The following is a 14,082-nucleotide window of genomic DNA, read 5'->3' on the forward strand; positions in this document are numbered from 1 at the left end:
CTCTCCGCTCAGGCGACCAGCACCTTCACCACGAACGTCGTGCTCCCGAGACGCAGCCGGTCGTTGTCGCGCAGCTGCCGGCGCTCGCCGTGCGCGAGGCGCTGCTCGTTGACGAAGGTGCCGTTGCGCGAGCCGTCGTCCTCGATGAAGACCTGACCCGTCGTCGGGTCCGCGTGGATCGACGCGTGCCGTGAGGAGGCGCTCGCGTCGGCGAGCCCGATCTCCGTCGCGGCGTCCGCTCCGGCGCGCCCCACCTGCATCCGGCCGCTGTACATCGGCCAGAAGCTGCCTCCGGGATCGTTCTGGAACGTCACGATGAAGCCGACGAGCACGCGCGCGGGCTGCGCAGACGCCTGCGGCACCGCGCCCTGCACGATCGGCGGCGCGATGATCGCAGGCGCCCTGGCCTGAACGGCCGCCGGAACCCCGCCCTGCACCATCGGCGGCGGCGCGACCGCGCCCCCCTGCACCATCGGCGGCGGCGCGACCATGCCCCCCTGCACCATCGGCGGTGGCGCGACCGCGCCCCCCTGCACCATCGGTGGCGCGACCGCGCCCCCCTGCACCATCGGTGGCGCGACAAGCCCCGACGCCCCCGTCGGCACGACCATCGGCGGGGGCGCAACCATCTGCGGCGGCACGCCGAAGACCGGCGCCGGGGCCATGGGTTGCTGCCCCATCGCGCCTCCAAGGGACGCGCCAGGCACCATCCCCGGGCCCGGCGACCCGATCGCCGGCTGGGCCGGCGGGACGCCCGGCGTGTTCATCGGAGGAGCCGCCGGCTGCGATGTGAGCCCGGCGGAAGGAGCCGCTCGGGCCCAGGGAGAGACCGGAAAGGCAGCTTCCCCGCCCGCCGAAAAGGCGACACTTCCCCCTGGCGACGCCGGCACCGAGAGCCCGCCTCCCCCCACCCCGAACGCTTGAGGAGGAGGCGGATAGGCGCCCTGGCCGCCCGCCGCCGCGTAGCCGGGCGACGCCGCGCCGCCATAGCCGGAGCCGGCTGGCTGCCCTGAATAGCCCGGCGGGCCAGGCGGAGCATAGGCGCCAGCGCCCGCCTGCACCGGCGGAGGCGCGACCGGAACGGAGGCTCCGGGCGCTGCGCCCGCCACGCTCGTCCCGCACATCGAGCAGGCAGCGTCGGTTTCCTTGAGCATCCACGCGCAGTTCGGACACGGCCTCATGCGTCCACGAGGCTACCGATTCGCTTGACATCCGTCGAGGCGAAAGCCGCCCGTGGGCGCGAGCCCTCTTGACGGAAAGGCGCACGAAAAAGGGCGCCGCGCGTTCGAGCCGCGCGGCGCCCCGGAGACGGATCGCTCAGCGATCGCTGGCGACGCTCGTCGGTCTCGTCGGTCGCTTCAGTTGCTCGCGATCGAGCTCTTCTCCGACTTCTCGAGGTCCTTCTTCTCGCCGTCCTTCGACTCCTCGGTCACGGGCGCGGGCTCGGGGAGCCGCTCGAGCGCGGCCTCCAGGACCTGCTCCATCCGGCTGACGAAGAAGAACTGCAGCTCGTCCACGACCTCCTTCGGGACCTCCTCGAGGTCCGCCCGGTTGCGCTCGGGGACGATGATGCGCTTGATGCCGGCGCGGTGCGCCGCCAGCACCTTCTCCTTCAGGCCGCCGATCGGGAGCACGCGACCGCGGAGCGTGATCTCGCCCGTCATCGCGACGTCGTGGCGGACCTTGATCCCGGTGAGGAGCGAGACGAGCGCCGTGAACATCGTCACGCCCGCGCTCGGCCCGTCCTTGGGCATCGCGCCGGCGGGGATGTGGATGTGCAGATCGCTCTTCTCGAGGAAGTCCTTCGCGATGCTGAACCTCGCCGCGTTGCTGCGCACGAAGGACAGCGCCGCCTGCGCCGACTCCTTCATCACGTCGCCGAGCTGGCCGGTCAGCTGGAGCTTGCCCGTGCCGTACATCCGCGTCGCCTCGATGAAGAGGATCTCGCCGCCGACGCTCGTCCACGCGAGGCCCGTCGCGACGCCGCTCTCGGCGGTGCGCTCCGCGACCTCGCTCGTGTACTTCGCCGGGCCGAGGAACTCGTGCAGGTCGTCCTCGTTGTCGACGCGCCGCTTCTGCGTGTCGCCCTCCGCGACCTTCACCGCCACGCCGCGGATGACGCCCGCGATCTGCCGCTCGAGCGACCGGACGCCGGCCTCGCGCGTGTAGTGATCGATGATCTCCTCCAGCGCCTTGTCGGTGACCTCCAGCTGCTCGGTCGTGAGCCCGTGCTCCGACAGCTGCTTCGGGAGCAGGTGCTGCCGCGCGATCGCGAGCTTCTCCTTCCGCGTGTAGCCGGGGATCTCGAGGATCTCCATGCGGTCGCGGAGGGGCGGCGGGATCGGATCGGCCACGTTCGCGGTCGCGACGAACATCACGTGCGACAGGTCGTACGGGATCTCCAGGTAGTGATCCGCGAACGTGTTGTTCTGCTCCGGATCGAGCACCTCGAGCAGCGCCGCCGAGGGATCGCCGCGGAAGTCGTGCCCGATCTTGTCGACCTCATCCATCATGAAGACCGGGTTGATCGTCCCCGACTTCTTCATGCCCTGGATGATCTGGCCAGGGAGCGCGCCGACATAGGTGCGCCGGTGGCCGCGGATCGCCGCCTCGTCGTGCACGCCGCCGAGCGAGACGCGGTGGAACTTGCGGCCGAGGGCGCGCGCGATGCTCCGGCCGAGCGACGTCTTGCCGACGCCGGGAGGCCCGAGCAGGCAGAGGATCGGACCCTTCTTGTCCTGCTTCAGCTTGCGGACGGCCAGGTACTCGAGGATGCGCTTCTTGACCTTCTCCAGGCCGTAGTGATCCTCGTCGAGGACCTTGCGGACGCTCCCGATGTCGAGGTTGTCCTGCGTCGACTGCGTCCAGGGCACGTCGAGGATCCAGTCGAGGTACGTGCGCACCACGGTGTACTCGGCCGACCCGACCTGCATCGTGCGCAGCCGCTTCAGCTGCTTCTTCGCGACGGTCTCCGCCTCGGTCGGCAGGTTCGCCTTGGCGATGCGATCCTCGAGCCCGTCGAGATCGCCCTGATCGCCGTCGTCCTCGCCGAGCTCCTCCTTGATGGCCTTGAGCTGCTGGCGGAGCACGTACTCGCGCTGGTTCTTGCCCATCTCCTCCTTGATCTGGGAGTTGATGCGCTCGCGCATCTTCAGGATCTCGAGCTGCCGCGTGAGCAGCCGCAGCACCTTGCGGATGCGCTCCTTGACGTCGATCGTCTCGATGAGCTGCGCCTTCTCCTCGACGGGGGCGTCGAGGTTCGCCGCCACGAGATCGGCGAGCGCGCCGGGCGCCTGGATGGAGTCGATGAGCGAGCCCGCCTCGCGCGGGAGCTCCGGCATCAGCTGGATGACCTGCTTCGCGATGTCGCGCAGGCTCATCGCCAGCGCCTCCGCCTCGACGTCCTCCGTCGCCGGCTCGTCCATGCGGCGGATCTTGGCGCGCAGGTACGGCGTGTGGGCCGTGACGCTGTCGAGCCGGATCCGCGTGAGGCCCTGCAAGATCAAGGAGTAGTTGCCCGAGCTGTGCTTCAGCGCCTTCAGCACGCGCGCGGCGCAGCCCATCGGGTACAGATCCTCGGCCCCGGGATCGTCGGTCGACGGATCGCGCTGGGCGAAGATCGCGATGACCGGGCCGGGGAGGTTGTCGACATCCTCCACCAGCGCGACCGACTTCTCGCGGCCGACATCGAAGGGCGCGACGGCGCCCGGGAACAGCACCGCATTGCGGATCGGCAGAACCGGCAGCTCGTCGCCGAAGACGACCTCTTCCTCGGAGCGCGGCGGCATCGGCGGGTTCTTTTTCTCGGACATGGCGATCTCCTCTAGGCACCCGACCGGGGGAGGTAAACCCCTTCATCAACACGCAGCCGGGCCGCGCGGCCACCGCGCGCCCCGGTCATCTTGGCTTGCATCCAGACGGATACGGATGGTGCAACGCGGAGCCCTGCTGGCAGTTCTTGGTGGAAGACAGCCCGCGAGGCTACGGGAACTCACCATAGACACGGCGCATGCCGCGTGCCACAGCCCTGGCCATTTTTTTGAATGAGGATACGCTGCGGGTCAGCTCCGACCTGCAGCGCTCGCTCGTCGCCTGGTACCTGGCGTCTGACATGGCGCGCATGCCGCATGGCGCACGCGCGACGCAACGCAGGGTCCTCCGCGGCGGAGGAGGCGCACCTCCCCTTCGCCGCGCCGTCGCCGGCCCGCGCACGGCGCGGCCAGGCCGAGGTGGCGCCCGGCACGGAGCGACCCCCTGGACCTCGCTGAACGATGATCGATCCCCTGCTCGGCCTCGGCGCGCTCGCGATCGCGATGCTCGGCCTGCCAGCGGCGCCGTCCCTCGATCCAGGGCCCAGCCCGGCGTGCCCGGCGGACATGAGGCTCGTCAGCGGCACGCACCGCGACGACGTGCAGCACGTCTGCGTCGAGCCGGTCAAGAGCGGCAAGGCGACCCACTGCTTCGCCTACTGGGAGGGCATCACGGCCGAGGAGGGGGCGGCGACCGAGATCTCCGTCTGCATGGACCAGTTCGAGGCCCCGAACCAGCGGGGGGCGAAGCCGCTCGTCATGCAGTCGTTCGAGACGGCGACCGCGTGGTGCGCCGCGCGCGGCAAGCGGGTGTGCGCCGAGCAGGAGTGGGAGCTCGCGTGCGAGGGCCCCGAGCGCCGGCCCCTCGTTTACGGCTGGCGCGTGGACAAGGCGGTCTGCAACAGCGGCAAGGCCTGGCGGCCGGTCGACGAGCGCAAGCTCGGCGCCTCCGGCGAGGTGGCGCAGCGCGAGGTGGAGCGGCTCTGGCAGGGCGCCCCGAGCGGCTCCCATCCCGGGTGCGCCTCGACCTTCGGCATCTTCGACATGATGGGCAACGTCGAGGAGTGGGTCGCCTCGCGCCGCGGCCGGAGGTGGCCGGGCGCGCTCATGGGCGGCTTCTGGGCGAAGCCGTGGACAGGCTGCCGCGGGACGAACGACGCGCACGAGCCGAAGTTCGTGTTCTACGAGACCGGCTTCCGCTGCTGCGCCGATCCCCGCCCCGCGGGCATCGCGGCGGCGCGCGAGGAGAAAGAAGAGCGCGGCGGGCGGCCACCGCCCGGGCCCTGAGCCGGGCCGCGGCGGCGGCGCTCGCCGCGCGCGAAGAAGGCGACAAGCGGGGCGCAGGTCCTGCTAGAAGCCAGGGCGTGCGCGCGCTGTTCTTCGGTACCCCCGCCATCGCCGTGCCCTCGCTCGAGGCGCTCGCGTCCATCGCGGACGTCGTCGGCGTCGTCTGTCAGCCGGATCGGCCGGCCGGCCGCGGGCTCGAGCTGAAGGCGCCGCCGGTGAAGGTGAAGGCGATGGAGCTCGGCCTGCCCGTGGTGCAGCCCGAGAAGGTCCGCACGCCCGACTTCGCCGCGTGGGTCGCGGGCGCAGGGGCCGACGTCGCGCTGGTGATCGCCTACGGGCGCATCCTGCCGAAGGCGGTGCTCGAGGCGCCGCGGCGCGGCTGCATGAACCTGCACGCGTCGATCCTGCCGCGCTACCGCGGCGCAGCGCCGATCACGTGGGCGATCGTCGGGGGCGAGGCCGAGACGGGCATCTCGCTGATGCAGATGGACGAGGGCATGGACACGGGGCCCGTCTACGCCGTGCACCGGACGCCGATCGGCCCGGACACGACCGCCGACGAGCTCGCGATCGAGCTGGGGGCGCTCGCCGCGCGCGTCGTGCGCGAGGATCTCGGCCGCGCGGTGGGCGGTGAGCTCGCGCTGACGCCGCAAGACCACGAGACGGCGACGCACGCGCCGCTCCTGAAGAAGGAAGACGGGCGCATCCGGTGGGACCGGAGCGCCCGGCAGATCCACGACCACATCCGGGGGATGACCTCGTGGCCGGGCGCGTTCACGACGATCGAGGGCAAGGCGCTCAAGGTGCTGGCCGCGCGCGTCGAGAGCGAGGCCGACGCCGGAGCGCCGCCGGGGACCGTGGTGATGGCCAGCCGCAGCGTCGTGATCGTCGCCTGCGGCGCGGGCGCGATCCAGCTCGTGCGCGCCCAGGCCGAGGGGCGGAAGCCGCTCGCGGCGGCGGACCTCGTCGCCGGGCGGACGCTCCAGACGGGGATGGTGCTCGGTCGCTGAACGCCGCGCGCGCCGCCCGCCTCACGGCGACCGGTGCGACCCGTGCGACCGGTGCGATCGGTGCGATCGGTGCGATCGGTAGAAGAGCGCCGCGCGCGACGCCCGCCTCACGGCCCGGCCGGGTGCCAGATCGTCTTCATCTCGACGAACCGCTCGATCCAGCGGGGGGACGTCGCCGCCGTGTCGTCGAACCACTCCGCCTCGCCGAGCGCGCGGGCGCGCACCCGCTTGACGCTGGCCGCGGCCGCCTCCTCGAGGCGCTTCGTCAGCGCCGCGTCCACGCCGTGCAGATCGAGCGCGGCGACCTCCATGTGCGCGGCGAGGTGCGGCAGCACCTCCGCGAGCTGGCCGGTGAGGACGTTGACGACGCCGCCCGGCAGATCGCTCGTGGCGAGCGCCTCGCCGAAGACGAGCGCCGTGCGCGGATCCGCCTCGCTCGCGAGCACGACGCAGGTGTTGCCGGCGGTGATCACGGGCAGGAGCGCGCCCGCGAGGCCGAGGAGCGCCGGCCGCGGCGGCGCCGCGATGACGACGACCCCCATCGGCTCGGGCACGGTGAACGTGAAGTGCGGGCCGGACACGGGGTTCAGGCTCGCGAAGAGGCTCTGGTACTTGTCGGCCCAGCCCGCGTAGGCGACCGCGCGATCGATCGTCGAGAGGACCTCGCGTTCGGCGGCGCCGGCGGCCTGCCCGCCGCGCTCGAGCGAGGCCGCGAGCTCGGCGCGCCGCGCCTCGAGCATCTCGGCGAGGCGGTAGAGGATCTGCCCGCGGTTGTACGCGGTGCGCGCCGACCAGCCGCCGAGCGCGCCGGCCGCCGCGACGACCGCGTCGCGCCCGTCCTTGCGCGAGGCGCGCGGGATGTTCTCGACCGCGCCCGCGCCGCCGTGATCGCGCACCTGCGTGTACCTCCCGGACTCCGAGCGCACGAACGCGCCGCCCACGAACATCTTGTACGCCTTGCGCACGCCGACCCGCGCGAGCGCCTCGCCCGGCGGCGCGTCGAGCGCGGCCGCTCCGGCGCGATCGCCGATCGACGCGCGCCCCTCGTCGCCGCCGCTGTCCTGGTTGCCGAGCGCCATCAGTCCACCTCGAGGTAGGCGAGCAGCCCCTGGCGCCCGCCCTCGCGGCCGAAGCCGCTCTCCTTGTAGCCGCCGAACGGCGAGCTGGGATCGAACTTGTTGAAGGTGTTCGCCCAGACGACGCCGGCGCGGAGGCGCTGCGCGACCCAGAAGCTCTTCGAGCCCTTGCTCGTCCAGACGCCCGCCGACAGCCCGTACATCGTGTTGTTCGCCTTCTCGATCGCCTCCTCGGGCGTGCGGAAGGTGAGGATCGAGAGCACCGGGCCGAAGATCTCCTCGCGCGCGATCCGGTGCGACTGCGCGACGCCCGTGAAGAGCGTCGGCGCGAACCAGAAGCCGCGCTGCGGGAGCGCGCAGCTCACCGAGAAGCGCGCGGCCCCCTCGCGCTCCCCCGCGGCCACGAGCTCCTCGATCTTCGCGAGCTGCGCCCGCGAGTTGATCGCGCCGACGTCCGTGTTCTTGTCGAGCGGATCGCCGACGCGCAGGGTCGCCATGCGCTCGCGCAGCTTGAAGAGGAGGGCGTCGTGGATGCTCTCCTCGACGAGGAGGCGCGAGCCCGCGCAGCAGACGTGGCCCTGGTTGAAGAAGATGCCGCCGATGATGCCCTCGACGGCCTGATCGAGCGGCGCGTCCTCGAACACGATGTTCGCGGCCTTGCCGCCGAGCTCGAGGGTGAGCCGCTTCCCGGTCCCGGCGAGCGCGCGCTGGATGCGCTTGCCGACCTCTGTCGACCCGGTGAACGCGACCTTGTCGACGCCGGGGTGGCCGACGACCGCCGCGCCCGTCCCGCCGGCGCCCGTCACCACGTTGACGACGCCGGGCGGGAGGTCCGCCTCCTCGACGATCTTCGCGAGCAGCAGCGCGGTGAGCGGCGTCGTCTCGGCGGGCTTGAGGACGCACGTGTTGCCCGCGGCGAGCGCCGGCGCGAGCTTCCACGCCGCCATGAGCAGCGGGAAGTTCCACGGGATCACCTGGCCCGCGACGCCGAGCGGCCGCGGGTCGCGCCCCGGGAAGGCGTGGTCGAGCTTGTCCGCCCAGCCCGCGTAGTAGAAGAAGTGCGCGGCCGCGAGCGGGAGATCGACGTCGCGGGACTCCTTGATGGGCTTGCCGCCGTCGAGCGACTCGACGACGGCGAGCTCGCGCGACTTCTCCTGGATGGCCCGCGCGATGCGGTAGATGTACTTGCCGCGATCGAGCGGGCGCAGGCGCGACCAGCGCTTCTCGTACGCGACGCGCGCGGCCTGCACGGCGAGATCGACGTCCTGCTCCGAGGCCTCGGCGAACTCGCAGAGCTTCTCCTCGGTCGACGGGCTGATGCTGTCGAGGTAGCGGCCCGAGGCCGGCGCGCGCCACGCCCCGCCGATGAAGAGGTCGTACCGCGGCGCGATCTTCACGTGATCGCGCCCCTCGGGCGCCGGCGCGTAGCGCCAGGCGTCGCCGAACACGACGGCCGCGTCGCGCGCGGCGCTCGGTTCCCGCGTCGAGCTCCCGTCGCCGCCTGCCGCGGCGGTGCTGTTGTCGCTCATGCCGCGCACTCTACGCCCGCGACCGCGCCTTGAACACCGACGCAGGCCCGCCCTCCCCGCGCGGTCAGTCCTTGCTGAAATGATCCCCGCTCTGGTAGACGCCCGTCCGCTCCTTCTCGAGCTGCATGAGCACGTCGTTGAGGAGCGTCGACGCGCCGAAGCGGAACAGGTCGCTCGTGAGCCAGGCGTCGCCGAGCGTCTCCTTGACCAGCACGAGGTAGTGGAGCGCCTGCTTCGCCGTGCGGATGCCGCCGGCCGGCTTCATCCCGACGCGCCGGCCGGTCGCCTGCGCGTGATCGCGGATCGCCTCCAGCATCACGAGCGTCACCGGGGGCGTCGCCGCCGGCGTGATCTTCCCTGTCGACGTCTTGATGAAGTCGGCGCCCGCGAGCATCGCGAGCTGGCTCGCCTTGCGGACGCGGTCGTAGGTCCCGAGCTCGCCCGTCTCCAGGATCACCTTGAGGTGCGCGCGCCCGCACGCCTCCTTTGTCGCGGCGATCTCGTCGAACACCGCGCGGTGCTCGCCGGCGAGCATCGCGCCGCGGTCGATCACCATGTCGATCTCGTCCGCGCCTAGCTCGACCGCCTGGCGGACGTCCTCGAGCTTGACGGCGAGCGTGGAGAGGCCGCTCGGGAAGGCTGTCGCCACGCTGGCCACCTTGACGGTCGAACCCGCGACCGCTCGCTTGGCGACCGACACCAGCTTGGGATAGACGCACACCGCCGCACAGGAAGGGATGTCCGCGCGCTCGTGGGGCCGAAGCGCCTTCTGACAGAGCTGCTCCACTTTTCCCGGGGAGTCTTTCCCCTCCAGGGTGGTGAGATCCATCATGGAGATGGCGAGCTTGAGGCCGGCGACCTTGGCGGGGCCCTTGATGCTCCTTTTGCCGAGGCCGGCTGCCCGCTCTTCCACCATGACCTTATCCACGGTGGGCGAAGAGAAATCGGGGTAGGTGACCCCCCTGCCCTGGCGCACCACGCCGGGCGCGGCGCCGCCGTCGTTTCCGAGATTCGCCATCGGCCTCGTCTCCCGGCGCGGGAACGTACCAGAAGCGTCGGATCGATCCCACCGAGTGCGTGCTAACGTGGCGCTCCGATGAAGAGACGCTTCCCGATTGCCGTCGTTTTTGTCGTTCTTGCTGTCGTCTTTGCGTTTGCCTCGCTGATCGGCTGCGGCGCGGCCGAGCGACCCGATGGTGGACAAGGGCTGCTCCCGGTCGGCGCGACGGCGCCCGACGTGTTCGCTGCGGATCAGCACGGCGCGATCCAGCGGCTCTCCGACCAGCGGGGTCGGGCCGTTGTCGTGTACTTCTATCCGAAGGACGGGACGCCGGGCTGCACCGAGGAGGCGTGCGCGTTCCGTGACGCGTGGGATCGCTTCAAGCAGGCCAATGTGCAGGTCTTCGGTGTGTCTTCCGACACGCGCGAGTCGCACGAGGCGTTCTCGACCGAGCACAGGCTGCCGTTCCCGATCCTCGTCGACACCGAGCACACGTGGGCCACCGCGTTCGGCGTGCCGATGCGGCTCGGGACGACGGCGCGCGTGACGTTCCTCGTCGATCCCGACGGCAAGATCGCGAAGGTCTATCCGGACGTGGATCCCGGCGTGCACGCCGACGAGGTGCTGAAGGACGCCGCGCAGCTCACGGGCGCCGCGCTCCCTGTCGCGCCAGCGGCGGGCAGCGCAGCGCCGGCCGGCGCGGACACCGCGGCGCCGGGCGCCGGGGCGGCGCCCGCGGCGACGCCTGCGGGAGCGGCGGAGCCGGCCACGACGGCTCCGGTGGCGACGGGGACCATGCTGCCCCCGGCGGCCCCCGCGACGCCCCCGGCGAAAGGTTCTTCGCCGGCGAAGCGGTGACGCACGCGCGCGCACGCGGCGCAGGGGCGCCGGCGGGTCGCGCGCGGACCGCACGCGCCGCGCGGAGGGCTGACGGGATCACCGGCACACAGGAGCACGCGCGTGGTGCGTAGGTCGTCGGAAATTTGGAACACCAACGGGTTGGGTCTGTGCGTCCATCGCTTCCGCGACGACGGCGCACAGCCGACGGGCCTCACGCTGCTGCTGCTCCACGGCTTCCTCGACGCCGGGAGCACGTGGGACCTCGTGGCCGAGCCGCTCGCGCGGGCGGGGCACGACGTCGTCGCGCCTGACCTGCGCGGCTTCGGCCGGAGCGCCCGCGTCGGCGCGGGCAGCTACTACTACTTCCCCGACTACATCGCCGACGTCGCGGCGCTCGTCGACGCGCTCGCGCCGGCGCGGCTCGGCGTGGTGGGCCACTCCATGGGCGGCGCGGTCGCGGTGTACTACGCGGGCGCGTGCCCCGGCCGCGTCGAGCGCCTGGCGCTGCTCGAGGGCATGGGCCCGCCGGCGAACGGGCCCGAGGTCGCCGTGGCGCGCCTCGAGGCGTGGCTGCGCCAGATGGCGGGGCTCGAGCGGACGCCGCGCAAGCTCTCGTCGATGCAGGACGCGATCGAGCGGCTCGTGGCGAACCACCCGCACGTGCCGCGCGACGTGCTGGCGACGCGCGCGCCGCTGCTCACGCGGGAGGAGCCGGACGGCGGGCTCGCGTGGGCGCACGATCCGATGCACCGGACGACGTCGCCGCTGCTGTTCCAGGTGGAGGCGTTCAAGGGGTTCCTGGACCGCATCACGTGCCCGACGCTGATCGTGAGCGGCGGCCCGTCCGGGTGGCACCCGACGGACGAGGCGGAGCGGGTGGCGAGGCTCGCGCGCGCGGAGCACGTCGAGCTGCCGGAGGCCGGGCACATGATGCACTGGTCCGCGGCGAGGGAGCTGGCGGAGCGGCTGGGCGAGTTCTTCGCCGCGGGGGGCGGCGCCAGGGACGCGTCGGACCAGCGAGCCGGAACCGTGGCCGGAACCGTGGCCGGAACCGTGGCCGGAACCGTGGAAGGAGCGGAAGCAGCCGAAGCCGGGGTAGCGGCGGGCGCTGCGGGAGCAGCAAAGGCGACGAGGTCGCTAGGGGACGGAAATAAAAGAGCTTGACTCGGCAGAGCGAGTGGGTAATCTCCGCGCCTCCTCGACGAGAGGCATGCCACCTTAGCTCAGTGGTAGAGCAACGGTTTCGTAAACCGTAGGTCTCGGGTTCAAGTCCCGAAGGTGGCTCAAAGGGAATGCCAGCGTGTTCGCTCGCCTGTGGGTGAGCAGGTGACGCGCTGTCACCGCTGGATGGAGGGGGGCTACCTCCTCGATCTCATGCGGACTCAACGCGCTTCGACGTGGGTTCGTCGAACGCCTGCCGCGCGCGCTCGAGCCATCGCCGCAGCGAGTGAGCGTCAGCCGGGATGTTGGTCACGCCGTTCTCCTCCACGAGGCGCACCATGGCGGCGGTGTCCTTCTCGTCCATGCCGAGCTCGGCAAGCCTCTCTTGCGGCCTGCGCATGCCTTCCGAGCCATGGTGGCCGGCGACGGCCACCAGCCACGACTCCAGCTTCTCGATGGCGACACCGCCAACGACAGCCGGCTGCTGGTGAGCGGTACTGCCCAGCCCTTCGATCGCCCGTTCGATGCCGTCCTCGCGGTGGGCGAACTTCGCCTTGTCGCGGTCGCGCGTGAACGCAAAGACCTCGCACCCGCGCTTCTTGGCATGGTGGAACGCGCGCTGGACGTTGAGCTCCTCGCCCTTTCCACCAATACCCACGCGCAGTTTGGGGATGTTCTTCCAGAGGATGGCGTCCACGACCTTCCAGCCCTCGGGACGGACCTGCCGGAGCAGCGCCTCAACCACACCGGGCTCGGGCTCGTCGTCGCGGAAGCTCGGCTCGACTGCGAAACCGCCGAGCTCGTTCTTTCCCTCACCGGCGAGAATGACGCGGATCAAGGCTCGGTGCCCTCGAGGAGCGGCGCCTCGTCCTCGCCGTTGGCATAGGCGATCCACAGCTCACCGAGCGCGTAGACCTTGGAGCGCTCTTCGAAATCGGGCGTATCCTTGATGCGCTTGACCCGGGTGCCCTCCTCGGGGGTGCGGGTGACGACGGACACCTCGTCGGGCTTGAGCTCGTTCACGACGAGCGGGCTGTGGGTCGCCATGAGGACCTGTGTGCCGCTTTCCTCGACGATGGCACGGAGGATGCGCATGACCTCGGCGATGCGCGCCGGATGCAGGCCGTTCTCGGGCTCTTCCACGAGCAGGAGCGAGACCGGGTCCATGTAGCGGAGCGCGGCGAACGCGAGATAGTAGAGGAGGCCCTCGCTGAGCCGAGCGGCTTCCACCCGTGCGCCATTCACGAGCTCGACCTCCAGGACGACCTTGCTGCTCGTTACGGCCTTGACCCGAAGGCCTTTGATCGTCGGGAAGTGGCGGCGAACGTCGTCGACGATGCGGGGAAAAGCATCGTCGTTGCGGTTGCGGATGGCGAAGTAGATGCCGGCCAGACCATAACCCCGGTCGTCAACGAATCCGACCGGCTGCGTTTCGGGGATCAGGCCGCTTGGCTCACGCAGCGCATCAGGGTCGAAGCGAACAAGCCTCGCCTGACGGAGCTGGCTCAGGATCTGCTGTTCGGATGGATGTTTGCCCTCCTGCGCTACGGTGCCGGTGCCGATGTCGAGCCATCTCCTGGGCCGAGGATCACTCGAACGGTCACGATATAGAGATGTATCGCTGCTGCGCCGCTCGCCGGCACGGTCTTCCAGACCTCGCAGCCCCGTCTTGATAGCGTACCAGCCCCCGTCGACCCCGCACTCGAGCAGGATGTCGTGCGGGGTTTGAGGTAGCTCCTGGGATGAAGGCAGTGTGGGAAGGTAGGGATCAAACGGCTCCCATCTACCCTTATTATCCTGCTGAAACCCGGATCCGGCGAACTGCACCACCGTCCGCACACCGTGCAGCAGCGTGCTCTTGCCGCTATCGTTCGGGCCGATGAACGCATGAAGCGGGGTCAGCGAGGCCTCGGTATCGACCAGGCAGCCGTAGTTCCGAGCGTAGAAGGTGTGAATCATCGCAGCTCCACCTGGGCGTCGGCCGCTCGCCCGCTCTGAAGGACGTGCGCGCTCGCCGTCCGCAGATTGAAGCCACGGCAGGGCTCCTTCAGTCGCTCGCGGGAGACACCGGCGAGCAGCTCGGTCAGGGAGAGCCCGCGTCCGTCGAGCGCGTCGGCGAGCTGGGCCTTGAAGCGCCCCTCCTGGACGCGCAGATCGTGGCGGCCGGCGAGCTCCACGCGCTCGTCACGGGACAGGAGGTCGAGAACCTGGCGCTTGCTGGGCATGGGCGGGGACGAAGAGTACGCCAGGAATCGCGGATGTGGAGCCTGGACTCTCGATGCACAGCCCGCCAGCGAGCGAAGCCGTGGTTGCGCCACACTTGCTAGTCGCTGCACCCGCGGGGCATGCAGGGGCACGGGACGGACTACG

The 14,082-nt window shown here is 71.1% G+C and carries 12 protein-coding genes and 1 tRNA gene; 5 read left to right on the forward strand and 8 right to left on the reverse strand.

Translation table 11 applies throughout. The features are described from left to right. Positions 1-8 precede the first annotated feature (8 nt). Both WME90_RS26120 and lon read right to left on the reverse strand, forming a co-directional pair. Complete coding sequence (locus WME90_RS26120; protein WP_437274714.1) at positions 9-1,154, reverse strand: FHA domain-containing protein; 1,146 nt, start codon at positions 1,152-1,154, stop codon at positions 9-11. A gap of 204 nt (positions 1,155-1,358) precedes the next feature. Beyond that, complete coding sequence (lon, locus tag WME90_RS26125) at positions 1,359-3,812, reverse strand: endopeptidase La (RefSeq protein ID WP_437274715.1); 2,454 nt, start codon at positions 3,810-3,812, stop codon at positions 1,359-1,361. A 459-nt stretch (positions 3,813-4,271) separates the two neighbouring features. Between lon and WME90_RS26130 the strand changes: the two genes are divergently transcribed. Together WME90_RS26130 and fmt are read left to right on the forward strand one after the other, a co-directional pair. Beyond that, positions 4,272-5,096 carry a formylglycine-generating enzyme family protein gene (locus tag WME90_RS26130; RefSeq protein ID WP_437274716.1) on the forward strand — a complete coding sequence of 275 codons (825 nt, stop codon included), beginning with the start codon at positions 4,272-4,274 and terminating at the stop codon, positions 5,094-5,096. A gap of 77 nt (positions 5,097-5,173) precedes the next feature. Continuing rightward, positions 5,174-6,106 carry a methionyl-tRNA formyltransferase gene (gene fmt, locus WME90_RS26135; RefSeq protein WP_437274717.1) on the forward strand — a complete coding sequence of 311 codons (933 nt, stop codon included), beginning with the start codon at positions 5,174-5,176 and terminating at the stop codon, positions 6,104-6,106. 107 nt (positions 6,107-6,213) lie between these two features. Here fmt and WME90_RS26140 read toward each other — a convergent pair whose 3' ends face one another. The 3 genes from WME90_RS26140 to deoC form a co-directional block, all read right to left on the reverse strand. After that, complete coding sequence (locus WME90_RS26140) at positions 6,214-7,053, reverse strand: aldehyde dehydrogenase family protein (RefSeq protein ID WP_437283658.1); 840 nt, start codon at positions 7,051-7,053, stop codon at positions 6,214-6,216. A gap of 131 nt (positions 7,054-7,184) precedes the next feature. Next, on the reverse strand, positions 7,185-8,711 hold the full coding sequence (locus tag WME90_RS26145) for an aldehyde dehydrogenase family protein (RefSeq protein WP_437274718.1): 1,527 nt from the start codon (positions 8,709-8,711) through the stop codon (positions 7,185-7,187). Positions 8,712-8,775: 64 nt separating this feature from the next. Next, positions 8,776-9,729: a deoxyribose-phosphate aldolase gene (gene deoC, locus WME90_RS26150; protein ID WP_437274719.1), complete on the reverse strand. Its 954-nt coding sequence runs from the start codon at positions 9,727-9,729 to the stop codon at positions 8,776-8,778. A gap of 78 nt (positions 9,730-9,807) precedes the next feature. Here deoC and WME90_RS26155 point away from each other — a divergent pair, with 78 nt between their 5' ends. The 3 genes from WME90_RS26155 (at position 9,808) to WME90_RS26165 (ending at position 11,835) form a co-directional block, all read left to right on the forward strand. After that, a complete protein-coding gene (locus WME90_RS26155) occupies positions 9,808-10,569 on the forward strand; it encodes a peroxiredoxin (protein WP_437274720.1) in 762 nt (253 codons plus the stop codon). Between the two features lie 102 nt (positions 10,570-10,671). Further along, positions 10,672-11,715, forward strand: a complete 1,044-nt coding sequence (locus tag WME90_RS26160) for an alpha/beta fold hydrolase (protein ID WP_437274721.1) — start codon at positions 10,672-10,674, stop codon at positions 11,713-11,715. Between the two features lie 48 nt (positions 11,716-11,763). Then, positions 11,764-11,835: transfer RNA gene (locus tag WME90_RS26165), tRNA-Thr, on the forward strand. Positions 11,836-11,923: 88 nt separating this feature from the next. Here the strand turns inward: WME90_RS26165 and WME90_RS26170 are convergent. From WME90_RS26170 to WME90_RS26180, 3 genes are read right to left on the reverse strand one after another with little or no spacing between them, the layout of a single operon-like run. After that, entirely contained in the window at positions 11,924-12,550 is a 627-nt protein-coding gene (locus tag WME90_RS26170; protein ID WP_437274722.1) for a hypothetical protein, read from the reverse strand. After that, positions 12,547-13,671 carry an AAA family ATPase gene (locus WME90_RS26175; protein WP_437274723.1) on the reverse strand — a complete coding sequence of 375 codons (1,125 nt, stop codon included), beginning with the start codon at positions 13,669-13,671 and terminating at the stop codon, positions 12,547-12,549. The genes WME90_RS26170 and WME90_RS26175 overlap by 4 nt, the downstream gene beginning before the upstream one ends. Next, positions 13,668-13,937: a hypothetical protein gene (locus WME90_RS26180; protein WP_437274724.1), complete on the reverse strand. Its 270-nt coding sequence runs from the start codon at positions 13,935-13,937 to the stop codon at positions 13,668-13,670. Before WME90_RS26180 ends, WME90_RS26175 begins: the two co-directional genes overlap by 4 nt. Between the last annotated feature and the right edge of the window lie 145 nt (positions 13,938-14,082).

The sequence above is a fragment of the Sorangium sp. So ce375 genome, assembly GCF_051473855.1.
Classification (GTDB): domain Bacteria; phylum Myxococcota_A; class Polyangia; order Polyangiales; family Polyangiaceae; genus Sorangium.